The organism is Vibrio profundi (assembly GCF_005281835.1).
Taxonomy (GTDB): Bacteria; Pseudomonadota; Gammaproteobacteria; order Enterobacterales; family Vibrionaceae; genus Vibrio; species Vibrio profundi.
Genome location: NZ_RZIS01000013.1, coordinates 1 through 16,805, shown reverse-complemented (window position 1 = coordinate 16,805; position 16,805 = coordinate 1). Strand labels below are relative to the sequence as shown.

Here is a 16,805-nt window from a genome sequence, read left to right as displayed (position 1 = left end):
GAATGATTTATTTATATGTGCTCAACGGAAATTAAACCTCAGAGGTGTCTTTTAAAGTGTATTTAGGAATGTTCTTGGACTGATCACTATCAAGGAAAATGGCATCTCGACCTGACCGTTTTGCTTCATATAAGGCTATATCAGCGCGCTTCACCCACTGGTCGACATCTTCGTTCGGTTTGGATTCCGCGATTCCGACACTCAGTGTAACTGTGGCGAGTTTAGGGTAATGACGTTCTCTAACTTGATTACAGATTTCAGTCAAAACAAGGTAGGCACTGTCTTGATTTGTATTGTTGAACAGAAGCAAAAACTCGTCTCCACCAAGCCTAAACAATAGATCTCGCTGTCTTGAGTGTGTATTAATTAATTCAACAACAATCTTGATAACCTGATCTCCAACGTCATGACCAAACACATCATTAACTTGTTTAAAGTGGTCTATATCGATGATAGCTACTGAAGCGACTTGTCCTTCTGGATTATCGTAAGATGCATCTTCAAGAAAAGCGTCGAGTTGGTGTCGATTTAACGCGCCAGTTAAAGAGTCTCTAGTGGATAAATATCGTAGGTCTTGCTGGAGCTTTCGAACCGCCTCGATGACAAAATGTGAGATCACAGCGCAGAATATTAAGGCGAGGGTAAGCCGTAAGGTTACCATTGGGTCTTGGTGCTGGTAGGCTGCTATTGTCGTACCAACGATGATTAAGCTGTTGATGGCTATCGCTGAAAATCTTGGAACAATAAATACTATGGTCGTGATGACAGGAAACGCCCAATAAGTCGCTAGCGTACCAAAGATATGAACGGCAAGAGTGATTGAAACTCCGAGTAACGCAAGAGGAATACTGTAGCCAAAGATTTGCTTCCTGAGGTAGAGCACACTGTGCACTTCAATGAGCAAACTGAACTCGAATAAGAGTAAAAGAATGGCTAATAGTGTTTCACCAATAATGAAGTTTTTGAGGCTTAAGGGGAGGAAAGTCAATAAGGTAATAACAACGATAAGCTTCATTACGCGTCGACGGTTATGGAGGTCGAATAAACCATCAAATCCTGCTTCAAATATAAAATTGGACCGTCCCATTTACACACTCCTACAAGATCTTCCTGAGACAAAACTTATGTGTCTCAAAAGTCGGTATAACATATATAAGCGTGTGTATTCATATTTACATGATTTCCATCGCAATATTTATAAAAACTATGTACAAATCGAATGAACCGCAACTTTTATGGGGAGAAGTTAAGAAATGAGTCACAGATGAGTATTACATCTTGGAAACTTGAAGATGGGATTAATGTGAGTCGTTGAATAAGAAAAGTGCCGCCATTGGCAGCACTGTGTAGTTATGAGTTAACGGGATGTAATTACGAATATTGCATCACGGTTTGTCGCCAAACCAACTGCTGTTGCTCTAGGTCTGATTTGATTTTTTGGTAGCGAAGCTTCAATACAGAATGCTCGTACTTCTTAACCACATTTTCCTTTTTACTTTCTAATAGCTGCTTTTTTACTTCATAGTATTCGTTCATGCTCTGAACTAACGTATCAAACTCTGCTTGCAAACGCTCTGCGACTTGCTGTCTATCTGGAAGATGGCTGATTTTAGTCTGAGTTCGTTTAAGCATCATAGTTGCACGCGCTTTATCAATGCGAACTTGTGGCGTCTGACGAAGTTTAGACGCTAATCCTACCATCGAGGACGCTTTGATGATCCATTTCGTCGGATCATATTGCCACCAGTAAATACCGTTTCGGTAGTCATTCTCAAAGATATGGTGGAAATTATGGTAACCCTCGCCGAAGGTCAGGAATGCGAGAATGCCATTATCTCGAGCCGTATTTTTATCCGTAAATGGCTGAGAACCCCAGATGTGAGCAAGAGAGTTAATAAAGAAGGTGGTGTGATGATTTAGCACTAAACGTACTGCACCAACCATTAGTAACATACCAATAATATCGCCATATACGACGCCAAGGGCGATTGGTACACCGAAGTTCATGATCAGTGCTAGCAAAATGTAGTGCTTGTGCTGCCACATTACGATTTTGTCTTTTTTCAAATCACGGCAGTTTGAGTAATCATCATAGCTTGCTTTGTTGTAGTGGCGCAGCATCCAACCAATATGCGAGAACCAGAACCCACGTTTTGCTGAGTAAGGGTCTTTATCATTGTTGTCTACGAATTTGTGATGAACGCGGTGATCTGAAGACCAGTGTAATGCACTGTTTTGAAGAGCAAATGCGCCACCTAAAGCAAAAAGGAACCTTAGGCTAGAATGAGCTTCGAATGCTTTGTGAGACCAAAGGCGGTGATAACCTGTAGTAATAGATAGGTTACAGAAGCAAAAGCAAATTAGTAACCAAACCCAGTGTTCAGCGCCATAGCCATTAAAGTATCCGTATAAAGGGGTAGCGACGACGGCAAGTAGCATGCTAGACGCAAAAATAAAGATGTTGAGCCAAATAAGAGGTGGCTTCTTGTTTTGTTGTTCTGTGTCAGTTTTCATGACCAAAATTCCTTTGAGCTTACAACTGTTCGCTAGAATATCAGCGCACAGGTGTAAGTCAATTAGGAATGTGTAAAATGTGATTAGAATGTTTTGCTTTAAATGTATAGACAGGTAGTATTAAATGTAGAAATGAGCGCTAAATGGAAGTACTAAGGGCTAATAAATGGAAATTAGAGTAGCGGAATATAAGGATTTTGAGCGGATCGCTCAGTTACACGCAGACAGTTGGAAAAAGTATTATAAAGGGATATTGGCAAACGATTACCTCGAAAACGAAGTTTATGATGATCGACTCGTTATTTGGCAAACTCGCTTAATCAACCCGCCTTTTAATCAACATGTACTACTTCTGGAAGAAGGCGGCCTTCTTATTGGGTTCGTGTGTGCATTTGGTAATCATAACTTCGAGCGTGGTACTTTTATTGATGCACTGCATGTAGACGATAGTTTTCGTGGTAGAGGAGCAGGTAGAGTACTGTTAAGAGAGCTTTCAAACTGGCTTGAACAGTATTACCCAGATTCAGGCCTTTACTTGGAAGTGATGACTGACAACACTCAAGCGGTAGGCTTTTATTCATCGATTGGTGGAAAAGAAGAGTTAGAGCAGGTTTGGGACGCGCCATGCGGCAGTAAAGTTAAAGAGAAAGTGTACTCTTGGTCATCTCCAAAACAATTAGCGAATAATACTAGAGAAGTGACCTACTCATAACTAAGGTTTGAGTCTATAGAGCCCAGAGCACGAAAGTGGTCTGGGTTTTTTTATGCCAGCTTCTTTTATTATTACTTAATCGATATGAGCGGTGGTGCGTATTTGTTTGGTTGTTTTTAATAACATCCTAAAAATATTTACCCATGAAATAAAAAAATAACTTTCATGCTGTTTATTATATGGGTGATTCACCTCAAAAATGCATTGTGGCAAAAATATAAGTTCATCTTTATTCGCTCAATTAATCTTAAATAATATAAATTTTTAGTTAAGTTATTGATTTTAAGTTTATTTATTGTTTTTCTAAAAGTGTGATTTGAATTGGCATATGTGAAAGTCGTGAATTGTCGATGTTGCCGTAATTGCGCAAACTTTGTCTCAAGAAGATTTAATAAGAAAAGAAACGTTATTGTCCATAAATGATTTCTTAATAAATGGCATCACTAAATGATGTCCGAAAACTTTAAATACACTTGGGGTTAACATAATGAACAAATTCAAACTTTCACTTGCCACTGTGCTTATTTCATCAGCAATGGGTGCACAAGCAGGCATCAGTATTGTAGATAATGAGGATGGCAACTTCTCAATCGCAGGTAACGTGGAATTGAACTTCAATTATCAAGATAGAGAGTCTAACTCGTCGAACAATAATGAATTTAACCAAGACGGCCGCGTATTGATTGAATTTGCAGGACAAAAACTGTCAGGGGATGGGCATTATGTCGGCGTAAAAGCGCAACCGCTATTTGAGAGTACGGGTAATATAGCCCTTGATGATGCGTACTTTGAGTTTGGCCAAGTTGATGGCTGGGGAATCAAAGCTGGTCGATTTGAAGCGTATGATATGTTCCCTGTGGGGTTAGATGTATTTCTTGAATACTCGGGTGACACGTCAAATGAGCTATATACCGATGGTTCTGCTTATGTTTATCAAATGAAAGAAGCCCGTGGCCGAGGTTCAGATGGCCAGATCATGTACAGCCAGGACTTTGGTGAATTGTACCTGGAAGTTGCGGCTATGATTGGCGATCGTTCTAATTTATTTGCTGGTGGTACGGACAGTGGTATGTATCACGGTCAAACTATCGACTCGACCAAAGATGCATTCTTGATTAGACCGACTTTAGCTTACTCGATGGGGAACTTTACGATTGCTGGCTCGCTAGAAACCAATCTAGTGAAGGATGCGATTGTTGCGGGAGGCGTTGATATCTCAGATAGAACAGGTTACGGTGTCACTACAAGCTGGTCGGAAGGTGATTGGTCGGTGAACGCGAATGTAGCCTACATGGACGCCGTTGATGAGAATAACTTGTCGACAGGGATTAACGCTCTGTATAAAGGATTCGGTGTTGGTTATGTTTATGCAATGAACGAATATGAGAACAAAGAATTCTCAGGCTATGCAGAAGGCGATGTGAATGTTTCGACAGCATACGCATCGTATGAGTTTACGGATGTGTTAGCTGTTCAGGATTTTTCAGTTCTTCTAGGTACTTATTACACCACAGTTGACAATAAAACCAATAACTTGAGTGCTTTTGAAGAGCATGATGACTTTGGTGCACGAGTTCGTTTGTATTACGAGTTCTAATTGTTATAGAAGTAAGAGGGAGCGATATAGCTCCCTTTTTTGAGGCCACTAGGTTCTGTGCCAAGTCATTTGATTACGTCCATTTTGCTTCGACTCATAGAGAGCTTGATCTGCTCTATCTATCAATTGGTCGATGCTTAATGTCGTGTATTCGACGTGTGAGATGCCAACTGAAACGGTGATGAAAGGATGGCCCTCAATCACGGTTACATTACGCGTGAGTGCTAGCAATGCCTCTCCCAGTGCTTGCGTTTTCTCGTAAGTTAAACCAATCACGATGATGAGGAACTCTTCCCCTCCATATCGAATACAATGGCCTTGCTCTGGGATTATTTTACGTAGTTCTCGTGCTAGATCTTTAAGAACTTTGTCACCGGTTTGATGACCATAGGTATCATTAATGTTTTTGAAATGGTCGATATCGAGCATATAGACGCTAATAGAGTCTTGATGATTTAAGCTGGGCTCTAGCTTTTGGTGAAGGTAGAGGCGGTTGTGGCATTGAGTCAGTGGGTCTAAATAGGAGAGCGCTTTAAATGTTTTAGCTTGGCGACGTAACATAAAAGATTGCTTACGGATTTGTAGCTCTTGGCTAAATCTTTTATGCGACTCTAAATCACGTCGTAGGCAAGCAGCGATGACTAAAATGAATGTGGACACATGAATAGATAAACTCTCTACTTCATGGTGTGGATCGACGCTATAAAGTAGCGGCGCTAATCCTGCAGCATAACAAGCAAAAACCATAACCAATACTGCCAAGCTATAGCGTGCGGACATTCGTGAAAATGTTCCCGTGTATATCATGACGAGCAGTAAGCCACCTTGATAATCGTAGTTCTCAAGATTTATAGCCAGCCTACCAACATACACAAGAAACGCAGAAGAAAAAATCAGTAGAGCCGCTTCGAAAATTTGAAAGGCTCTAGGCCTGTAGTGAAGGCAGAAATATGCAGTGCCTATCATCACTAAGCACATCAACAGACGAAGAACCAGTGGCAGAAAACTCACTTCACCAAAGTGAATGACATCCGTGATTGAAAACGCCATGAACATGGCAATTGGGATATAGACGAACTTGGCATAGGGTAAGTAGACTTTATTATTAAAATAAGCCTGATACCTGAGTTTTTTAAAACCAGTATAAGTTCGCATACGTTAAAAAGTGCCCTTAAACGATAGGGGAGCCAACTTACAGTATGTATGGGTGTATCTTGGTTGTAAATGAAAGGGAGTTTTAAAACAGAGGATTTTAAAGAGGTTGGAGGTGTTAAGGCTCATGCTTCAATTTTTGTCGAAGCACGAGCAGAAAATCAGCGATTAGCGTTTGTTTTTAAGATAACGCTTACGTCTTTCTTCTTTCTTTTTAATTTTCTCGGCAGCCTTACGCTCCGCTTCCGCTTCGACCTCGATCAATTCTTTTGTGATCATTTCAGGTAGTTCTAGCGTCACTTGGCCTAGTGTACCACCACGCAGCTCATGCAACAGGATTTCAGAGCACTTGTGAAGATCGATGTGTCCACCGGCTCGCAACGCACCGCGTTTACGACCAATGGCTTCCATTAATTCAATGTCTGATTCAGGCAATTCTTCTATTTGGTAACGTTCTTTCAACAGGTCTGGGTATTGCTGCGCGAGGTATTCAACGGTGTAGAACGCAACCTCATCGTATTCCATTGCAGTGTCTTTAACTGCCCCTGTTGCAGCTAAGCGGAAGCCACTGTGTGGGTTTTCTACTTTAGGCCACAACACACCAGGAGTATCAGATAGCACAATACCGTTTTGTAGATTGATTCGTTGCTGACGACGTGTCACGGCCGGTTGGTTACCTGTAACCGCAATTGTACGCCCCGCAAGCGTGTTGATGATTGTTGACTTACCAACGTTTGGAATACCCATGATCATCGTGCGAATGTTCTTACCCATTTGCTCACGATGTGGGGCTAGCTTGCGGCACAGCTCCATGATTTTGTGGACTTCTTGAGGCTGAGATGTAGTGATGGCCATAGCCTTAACACCTTTCTCTTTCTCAAAGTGCTCGATCCAAAGCTGAGTCAGTTCAGGATCTGCAAGGTCACGCTTGTTCAGGACTTTTACACAAGGCTTATCCCCACGAAGTGTTGAGATTGTCGGATTCTCGCTACTGAAGGGTATGCGAGCATCGAGTACTTCGATGATGACATCAACTTGTGGAATAACTTCTTCGATCTCTTTCAGGGCTTTGTGCATGTGCCCAGGGAACCATTGAATAGACATGGTAATAACCTTGGTTTTCTGAATTTGCGCTAATTGTAAGGGGAAATCGAAGTGTGTAAAGAGTTAAAGCAATAAACGCAATGGCTTCATTGATGAAACGACAATGCGGGCCTGATGAACTGAGTGTTAAGAATCATTTAGCGTTTGCTCTAGTGCCACCTTTTCTTTTTGGGCTAAGTAAGCGTACTGGTAATCAAAAGGACGATTTTTGTTTGAATACCTTTCGAAGTTTACGGGAACACCCGAAACAAACAGCTCTAAATGTAAGTGGGGCCCAGTAGTACGGCCAGAGTTCCCAGTTAGCCCAATGAGCTGACCTTTAGTTATTTTATCGCCAGGCAAAACGTACCGCTCGGAGAGGTGTAAATAACGAGCGAAGTTACCATCGTCATGTTGAATCGTAATATAGTTACCCGCGAAACGGTTATGTCTCGATTTAACAATGATTCCATCTGACAATGAACGTACTTCGGTTCCAATCGGTGTCGCATAGTCAGTACCGAAATGGGGTGAAATTTTGTTCGTAACTGGATGCATCCGCTTTAAATTAAAAGGTGATGAAACCTTGAAATGAGTAGGTAAAGGAAAAGAATATTCGTTGTTAATGAGTTCGCCATATTCGTTATATATTTTATTATCTTTCCCTCTCATTGCAAAAAATTCAATTTCACTACCCACATAGTAAAAAGCACTAACATATTCTTCATTATAACTATTGTATTTTGTCTTAATAGAAAACTTATCTCCAGGGTTAACAGAGTTAATAATGTCGAAGTCTTTACCCAACATTGCTAAAAGAGATTTAATTTGATTTTTATTAACCCCTGAAGAAAGTATGGAACTGATGAAAGAATACTCCACTTGTCCCGACACAAGCTTAGCCTTGGGTATTGTCGGAGAAGGCTCGGAAACCGGCTGAGTTACGTGCTGACTTACCGTCTCATTACTTGTTCTGATTTTATAAATATAAGTGATTGATATGATTGCGAGTAAAGCTATAATTGTCAGAGAACAGGCTTTTCGAGAAAGGTGAAAGTTCATAATTTCCGATGAGACTTCATAAAAATGATAAAAGTAGTAATAGGATCATAATATTATTGTTATTTTTTTTCACTGACTCAGCTCCAATTCCTTCCTTTTAACTACCTAAAAGAATAATGCTATTCAAAAAAATAGTCATATAACGAACTAATTAAACTTATCCCTTAGTTAAAATGAATTAATTAGGTGTTTTTATGACACGTTGAGAAAAAATGATACAAGAATATAATCTCGGCAAAATTTATACTATGTACCGGTTATGTTCACTAAATTTAATTTCCATTCAATTTTTTTAGCGGTTATTGCTTCACTTACACTTAATGCGTGTGGCGGTGGAGACAGTAGCGGTGACAATACTCCGCCTTCAAGAAGTACAGGGTCGATTTCCGGCAATGTGTTCGATGCGCCAGTCTATGGCTCGACGATATACGTTTGGGAATATGAAAATGGCAAGATTGGAAGGCAGCTTGGCACGACTAAAACGGATGCTTTTGGTAATTATTCAGTAGATATAACAACTTCTTCCGGGCCGCTTTTAGTGAAAGCGGATGGTGGTACATACACTGACCCTCTTACCGGAGAGCAAGTGTCTACGAGTAACGGTAAATTACTTGAGTTGAAAAGTGTAGTGAATTACTCAGAAGGTACTGATCAAAACTTGATGATTACCCCGCTGACAAACATTGCGACAGGTTTAACTGAATTTAAACAAACTCAAGGCACGTCTACGGCTACAGCTGTCACTCAGGCATTGGAAACAGTTAATGCTATGTATGGGTTTGATGTTAATGAAACAAAACCCATCGACATTACCAACGGTGGTCAAAGTAGTTCGGCGACACCTGGGCACAAGTATGGCGCGCTTTTAACCGCTTACTCTTCTTATTCGTATGACTTAATTAAAGCGCACGGAAACTCTGAAAACGTCTATACATCTATGCATTTGGCTGATATCCAGTATCGAGATGTACTCGCGGACGGCTATTTGGATGGACAAGAAATTGATGCTCTAGGTGGCGGTCTAGTTCCTATTTCTTTTGGACAACGAGAAGTGACGAGCGATCTTTATACTAACCATCTCGCTCAACACGTTCTCATTGTTGTTAATGATCCAACACTAAATATCTCCGGCACTAAGGCGGAAGATTACGAAGACTTTAGTAAACAAATTAATGATTTAGGTATTCCTGGGAGTGATGGGGGGGCGATCCCTCCTAGAGATGAAGTTGAAATCGACACAGAAGCGCCAGTGGTAACAAGAACAGATGACGACGTACTTTCTGGAACTGATGTAGTTGATATTAAATTAGTTGATGAGATAGGGGTTGCGGACTTAGTTACTTATGTTCAGTACGAGTTATATGGTGTGTGGTCTGAAGAATTTCGTTGTGACGATCTAACGGAATCAGGCAGTCAATTTTGTGAAGTAGACTTTACCAACTTTGAGAAAGGGATGCGTGAGACTTCGGTGAAAGTGTCCGTTAATACGTTAGAAATCGATAAAGTGGATATTGATTCGGATACGGAGCTTTCTAATGTAACTGCTGCTCGTTTGGTCTTTTATCCTAGTGATGTGTTAGGCAACCCACTCTCAGCAGGTGATGCTCAAGGTACGGAGATTGCGTTTGATTGGGATAATAATGCGCCGGTAATAGAAGTCACGTCAGAACATACAATAAACAATACAGCAACACAATATGTCTTGAAAGGAATCATAAAGGAAGATTCTCAGGATATAGAGTCGGCAACGGTAGCTGTCAACGGCGGTCTTTCCAAAGAGTTAACGTGTAAGCCTACTGTGTCGGAATCGGGTAGTGTTTGTACTTTCGAGGAACCGTATGGAACGGAAGATTTTTCATCGACAACCTTGTTTGAAATCACAGCAACAGATACTCAAGGCAATGTTGGAGTAGAACCGCATACTGTGAGTAAAGATGATCAACCGCCAACGCAGGTCATTACTTACCCTCAAGCAACAAATATGACTTTTATTGATGAAAGTGGCGATACCTATGAAGCTAACTATACTAGCGAAACGTATACAGCCAGCAATGTGCACTCATCAACAGACTATCTGAAAATTGATTACCTTTATGCGAGCAGTGGCATCTCCAACACTATTCCAGGAGTCAGTTTTGAGGATTTTAACGTTAATCTACTAAAAGAAAGAAATATCCCTTATGTGCAAGTCGTAGTTTCGGACCCTCAGAATGAGACAATAATCGGTTCTAGTGCCGAGAAACTTAAGTTGTCTGTGACATATTCGGTAAGCCAAAATGGTGATGATAATTACGTGTATCAGACAACCACAGATTCATTAGGGTCTTCTGGTGATTACACAGCAAAGATTCCACATGAAGCTATAGAAACAGTCGAAGGTAGAGTCAGCCAAGTAGTTTATTACGTCCCTTTCGTCGAAGAAATTTTAGGTAAAAGCTTCAAAAATGTCTCAGAAAGCAGCTCTCAAAAGCTTGTGATTCAAACCAAGGATGAATCCGAGAATGTCAGCTCAGAACAAGAAGTTTACTTTAGAAGCAGTTTTGATTTGCCGACGATTTCAGTGGTCACACCTTTCATTGGTGCCAGAGTTCAACTTGAGGGCCTGACGGCCCAAGGTGATTTTACGTCTCTTGCTAGCTGTATATCGACCCAAAACAACGAGCCCAATTCCGGTTCTAAAGCCTATGATGTGGCAAGTTGTTCAATGACAACCGACGTTGTGAACTACGATTTTATGCGGGTTCGCCTATTAGGGCCTTCAGAAACATCCCCACATTACTATCAATGGGAAGACAATAGCGGTGCTAAAGCTCAGGTTGACTTAAATCAGGCTAATATAGGTGCATATTTTAAACTAGATGGCTCTCAAACCTTCTACGTAACTGAACTTGCAACATATCATACAGGGTTGTTTGATTACCTCTGGAACGAGTCAAGCGATAAAACGCCTGAGAAAGCCATGGACATTCTAGAATCGGTTCAACTCGCGTTAGCTGGGAAGAATAACAACTCATTTTTTGGCTTTGATCCTACAGTGGTATCATATGCAACTAACGAAATGTTACGTACCGAATCTACGCCTGAAGTACCAACGAATGAATACATGCACCGTTTTTTAGTTGAAGCGATTAAAGAACTTGCGAGTCAAGAGACTGAAAGGAATAACTCGTTAGACTTCGCCTCTGCTATGTATGACGACTTTAGTTACGATGGTAAAGCTAATGGGGTCGGAGCTGGTGGAAATAAGATAACGTTAGATGGCTATGAATTTGGTCCTAACACGTACAGAGAAGAACTTGCGCAAACTCTGTATAACTTAATGACTAATGAGTATGGCATTGAAGCTCCCGTTGCTCAGCTTTTTGCCGATGATATATCTAAAGCCTATCCTCTCCTAGATGGAGAGCCTATTTTTAAAGAGCAGGGAGGAAGCATCGATACATCACCACCTGCGCCAAGCTTTGCTATCGAAGAAGGTCGTTCGGTTGTTGTTGAAGGTCGCGAATACATTACAGGGGAAGTCACTTCCAGAATCTTATTGGAAGACCCATCTGGTATTGATGAAACTCCAGAGCATAAGCCTGCATTTTCAACAATGTGGTTGAATAGTGCGCAAGATGAAACACCAATTGAAACCGATATTAAAGAGGACGAAGAAAATAGTACTAAATACGCCAAGATCTATCGGTTCTCATTAGACACTGAAGCTGCAAACTTACCTGATATGGTTGAGTTTGTGTTAGAGATTACCGCAAGAGACTCTAATGGTACCGCATGGGAAGCTGATGATCCGTTTGTAAAAACTTACTACATAGATAATGACTACCCAACAACCACTTATGAACCGCCGGTTGATAGCTCAATTTATTTGAATGCAAGCACTGAACATGAATTGACGTTCGGAGTGGATGACATTGTGGGGGATATTCTGGATGATCGTCGTTTGGTATTCACTTTACCTTCGGGGATACAGAAGATTTACGGCCCAGAACATTTTTATCAGAATAAAGACAAATCTATTGCTGTCAAAATCTGTGATTCATGTGAAGCGCAAGGAAACACGATCTCTCCAGGAAACGGAAATTGGTCTGTAGGTATCCGTGCTGAAGATAATCTTGGCAACAAGGTATCTGAGCTTACGTTGGGTGCACCAAAGTTCGATGTTTTGATTGATTCAATTGCCCCGACTGTTGAAAGCGAAGTGATCGAGAAACGATTAGGTGGTAACTCAATTTGGACTCCGGTTGTGGGTTGGGGAGATTTAAGTCAGGGCAGCAATGTCGATATCGGTTTACGACGCGGGTCTGGTCAAATGGTTACGCTGCAAGCCTGTGAAGAAGGTGACGAACAATGTAAAACGCAGCCCTACCTTATAGGCGAACAGCCTGATGTAAAAGTTCAGTTAGTTGCGGATGCATTTGATTATGCTGAATCAAATGAATTCCACGTTACTGCAACAGATAGCGCTTACCCGCCAAACGTAAGTACCAAAGGAATATTCACATTTCGTGTAGATAACCAAGGCCCAACGATAAAGTTGAATACTCCATGGGCGAGTAACTGTGTATCAGATGAATGTTTTGTATTAGGGCGAACATTTGACATGCGTTTCTTATCTGTAACTGATGAATCTGGTGTTCAAAATATTCAAATTTTTCAGGAAGGCCAAGAAGAGCCAATTAAGACCTCTTTACCTGAGGATACGAGTGAACCATTCAATATCACTCTGACAAGGTCCGATACCGATCGAATAAATATAACGGAAGATGGAGAAGTGACAGGGCTGTATGCACAAGCAGTCGATACCCACGGCTTTGTTTCGAAATCGAACACGAAAAGTTTCATTTTAGATCGTAAAGGACCAACTTTAGGACTTAATGGTTACGATGAAGCAGCGTTTTACTTAGCAAACTATACATTCACTATTACTGCGCAAGACTTGAACGCTAATGGTGCAAACTCTCCAGATGGTGTAGATAAATCAAGTATTGAATATTGGACATACACCAACACTGAACCACCTGAAGGAATTCCGGGAACAGCACCTGACGAAGATTTAAAATTCACCCTAACGGGCTTGTCTGACGGTGAGCATAAAGTCCGAATTGCAGGTAATGATGTAAGAGGAAATGGTTCACAGGTTGATCTTCCAGTTCAAATTAGGAATGCAAAGCCACAGATTTCTTCGTACCAGGTGACTTATTTAAGTGGAGATCCATTAGAGGAAGAAAACGTCGTAACTCGCGATGAAAGCGTAGTGATTTCTATGAACGTTACTGATCCTAGTGGCATTGAAGATCTAGTGGCTACCTATCAGCACTCTGAACAAAGCGCGTCGAACCCTTTAGATTTCAGCAACGTTGAAGGGACGGATCAATGGACAGCAACGCTTTCAAAGTCTGACTTGAGTGATGATGGTACATACGCATTAGCAATTAAAGCTTACAACAAGGTTCGCTATACGAATGTAGAAGATCGAAATCCGCGTGAGTACAACTCAAATTTAAGTGTTCAAAGACAAGGCGTAGCACTAGAAATCACGAGCCCTGAAAACTTCCAAACACATATCTCGACTTCAAAATTACAAGTAGAGTTTGATGCTCTCGGGGAAGTTAAAGGTAAGTCACTGGAATGTTGGGTTCGTGAGAATTATACGTCCAATGAAGTACCTGAAGATGAAGCAGAACCTCCATACACGGGTGTACTGAATATATCTCAGGACAAATACACTTGTACGCTAAATACTGACACGAGCATGGCGGCTTCTCCGGTAGCTTTGATCACGAGAGTTGTCGGTACGAATGGAAAAACATCAGTTCAAACATACAATTTTTCGATGATGGATGCTGAAGCACCAATAGTTGTTGATGGAGACATCTACAACTTTAAAGGAAGTGATGTTTGGTTCGATGCAGACGGAAACAAAATGCTCGCGTTTGACTTGTCATTCGATGATGGTCCATCGGGTTCTGGTGTCGATATCTCTACTGAAGAAGACTACCCTAAACTAGCGAAAAAGGCCGGATTAGAAGCGTTTACGCCGAAAAGCTGTAAGACAGAGAATGGTAAGGCGATCTGTACATATTCAGAGCTTTACAGTTCGATTATTGACGGGTTAAGTTCAAAACAAGAATATCGAATTAAGGGCCTAAAAGACGTCGCCGGCAACATCACTCCAGATCATGACATAGAGTTATTGCGACCTGGTGGGACAGTGCTGGTTAACATCAGTAACCCTGAAGATGGTAGCACCATTAACGGAAAGAAACTCGTAATAGACTTTAGCGTAACACTGGGTAGTAACTCTAGCCTCTATAATTTAATTGCCGAGGTAGGAGATGAATCGTTTGATTACAAAGATAAAGATTCAGATTCAAGGTTTAGTTTTACTGATTTGGAAGAGTGTAATGATGGAAGTCAATGCTCAACATTTACAACTGATTTGCCGGAAGGCTCAGACGGTCAATCTCTTAAGGCAAAAATTGTCGCGATTGATGTTTGGGACAAGTCCTCTAATGATAACGGTGTAACAGTTTGGGTTGATAATACTCCACCAGTAATCGGGGATTCGGTTGAAGTTACTGTGCCAAACCCAGCGGAAGACAAAGTCAGGTTCAGATTTGATATTGCAGATGCCGTCAGTGGATTGAAAGAGGTAACGTATTCGTCGTTTAACCCAAGCTTTGCGATAACCAAAGATGTTGAGCATGAAGACGACCCACAAGACCTTACATACTTTGAGCTGACAAGAAGCCAATTAGGTAACCTTGATGAAATTAAAGTTGATATATCAGCTACAGACAGCGTTGGGCTTAACATCAAGAAAAGCGTTGTAGTAGATATCAAAAACCCAGAGATAACACTGAGCCTAGAAGATGGCGCAGAGGTTGTCGGCGGAAAGCTAATATTCAAGGAACAAAACCAACCTTTTGAGGTTAACTCAGCCGAGGGCGAAAATATAAATGCTCATGAGTACATCATGAACTTTGCTTCAGACGAGCAAAATAACATCGAGAAAAAAGGAGAGTTTTCATTATCTTCGGTTCGTGACAATTTGGATTTTTCAGTTGAAGAACAAGGAGTTTATCAATTTACGTTAGGTGTGACTGACTCCATTGGACGCGAAGTATCTAGTTTTACATTGGATGGCAAAAAGTATGATGCAAAAGGTCTACAGACAGTTGTTGACTACGTTCCGCCTTCCGTCTCACAAGTGAGCGGATCGCAAGTGTCGATGAAACCCGAAAGTGGACGTTATCGATACCAAGTTTCAGCAACCATACTCGATGCAAACTTGAATTTGGTAAGCTCAACTGCCGAGGACGCACAATCGTCCCCGTTTACACCAGAAACGATTACAAAACCAGATAACGAAAATGATCCATATATTATCGAATATTTGCTAGCCCCTGGTGATTATACCGTTAAGGTTATTGCCGACGACTTAGCTGGGCATGTGACAGAGTCACCGTTAAGTATAACGGTTGAAGAAGCCCCGGAGCCAACGTTAACCATTTCCGCTATTGGTGACCTACCAATGGCGGGTGGAAAAGAGTTAGATTTGAAATTTGTGTTTAGCGAAGAAGTAATGAACTTTGAGGCTAGTGACATAAAAATCACATCTGGTAATTCCGAAGACAACGGTAGCTTGGTCGATGGGTCGTTGACATCCAGTGACAATATTACTTGGAGTGCCAAATATTTAAGTCCAGAAAATCAAGATAAAGATATAACAATAAAAGTCGAAGACGGTAGCTACCAGAGTGTAAATACTATCCCCGGCAAAGGGGATAGTTTGGTTATAGGGGTAGAGGGTGTATTGCCAACTCTAACAACAGTTACCTTTGACCCAATTCACCAGGCCATAAACAAGCTTGTTACCGTAGAGTTAGAGTTCGATAAAGACCTTGAGAGAGTGACCGCTGAGCTAGAGGGAAATAATATTGAACTTGAGCAAAAAGGCGAAAGCAAAAAAATCTGGATAGGCGACGTTAATGTGGCTGATACACCAGATTTAACTGCTGAATTGATCGTAAGCGATTTTGAAGACTTAGTGGGTAATGTAGGCGCTACCGATTCGTCCCACGAATTGCCAATCACGCCAACGCTTGCTATTACACCGGTAGGAACGGTGAATGAGAGTGAAGCTGCGAATTTGGTGTTTGAAGGCACATCGACGCGTTTCAATGACCAATCGTTGGCGGTTGTGGTGAAGACGACAGGTGGCAGTGAGGTGACGAGGACGACGGCTACGGTATCGAATGATGCTTGGAGTGCGGCTGTTGTGGACTTGAGCGAAGTTGTCAACGGTGATTACACGGTCACAGTGACGGGCACCAATGAGGCCGGCGTGACAGTGGAAGAGTCCAGCGGTTTTCAGCTGGTTCAATCTGCTCCGGTATTAGACAGCGTGAGTTTTGCTCCTGTGCACCAAGCGGTGGGTGGCAGTGTGGATGTCACGTTGCAGTTCAGCAAACCGTTGCAATCGGCGGAAGCGACACTGGGTGGGACCTCGTTTGTTTTGACGGCGTCAGGTGATGACGCCAGCCAATGGACAGGGACGGTGACTGTGCCAAGCACGGAGGCGTTGCGTGTTGCGTTGGAAGTGAGCAACTACCTGGATTTAGCGGGTAATGTAGGCGCCACCGATTCGTCCCACGAATTGCCAATCACGCCAACGCTTGC

8 protein-coding genes are annotated in these 16,805 nt (G+C 41.7%); 3 read left to right on the top strand and 5 right to left on the bottom strand.

Features of this window, described 5'->3' with window-relative positions; all coding sequences use genetic code 11:
* Positions 1–31: 31 nt before the first annotated feature.
* Together ELZ11_RS21695 and ELZ11_RS21690 are read right to left on the bottom strand one after the other, a co-directional pair.
* The gene (locus ELZ11_RS21695; RefSeq protein ID WP_137359474.1) at positions 32–1,087 is read right to left on the bottom strand and encodes a GGDEF domain-containing protein; all 1,056 of its coding nucleotides are present in this window, start codon (positions 1,085–1,087) and stop codon (positions 32–34) included.
* 284 nt (positions 1,088–1,371) lie between these two features.
* Positions 1,372–2,514 carry an acyl-CoA desaturase gene (locus ELZ11_RS21690; RefSeq protein WP_137359473.1) on the bottom strand — a complete coding sequence of 381 codons (1,143 nt, stop codon included), beginning with the start codon at positions 2,512–2,514 and terminating at the stop codon, positions 1,372–1,374.
* A 166-nt stretch (positions 2,515–2,680) separates the two neighbouring features.
* Between ELZ11_RS21690 and ELZ11_RS21685 the strand changes: the two genes are divergently transcribed.
* Together ELZ11_RS21685 and ELZ11_RS21680 are read left to right on the top strand one after the other, a co-directional pair.
* The gene (locus ELZ11_RS21685) at positions 2,681–3,226 is read left to right on the top strand and encodes a GNAT family N-acetyltransferase (protein ID WP_137359472.1); all 546 of its coding nucleotides are present in this window, start codon (positions 2,681–2,683) and stop codon (positions 3,224–3,226) included.
* Between the two features lie 487 nt (positions 3,227–3,713).
* Positions 3,714–4,823 carry a carbohydrate porin gene (locus ELZ11_RS21680; RefSeq protein ID WP_137359471.1) on the top strand — a complete coding sequence of 370 codons (1,110 nt, stop codon included), beginning with the start codon at positions 3,714–3,716 and terminating at the stop codon, positions 4,821–4,823.
* A 48-nt stretch (positions 4,824–4,871) separates the two neighbouring features.
* Here ELZ11_RS21680 and ELZ11_RS21675 read toward each other — a convergent pair whose 3' ends face one another.
* From ELZ11_RS21675 to ELZ11_RS21665, 3 genes are all read right to left on the bottom strand, one after another.
* Positions 4,872–5,873, bottom strand: coding sequence for a GGDEF domain-containing protein (locus tag ELZ11_RS21675; RefSeq protein WP_244291705.1), 1,002 nt, complete (start codon positions 5,871–5,873; stop codon positions 4,872–4,874).
* Between the two features lie 270 nt (positions 5,874–6,143).
* Positions 6,144–7,079, bottom strand: coding sequence for a ribosome biogenesis GTPase YlqF (gene ylqF, locus ELZ11_RS21670; protein ID WP_137359469.1), 936 nt, complete (start codon positions 7,077–7,079; stop codon positions 6,144–6,146).
* Positions 7,080–7,205: 126 nt separating this feature from the next.
* Positions 7,206–7,952, bottom strand: coding sequence for a peptidoglycan DD-metalloendopeptidase family protein (locus ELZ11_RS21665; RefSeq protein WP_244291704.1), 747 nt, complete (start codon positions 7,950–7,952; stop codon positions 7,206–7,208).
* A gap of 427 nt (positions 7,953–8,379) precedes the next feature.
* Between ELZ11_RS21665 and ELZ11_RS21660 the strand changes: the two genes are divergently transcribed.
* A partial coding sequence (locus ELZ11_RS21660) for an Ig-like domain-containing protein (RefSeq protein ID WP_137359467.1) occupies positions 8,380–16,805 on the top strand: 8,426 nt, incomplete at its 3' end.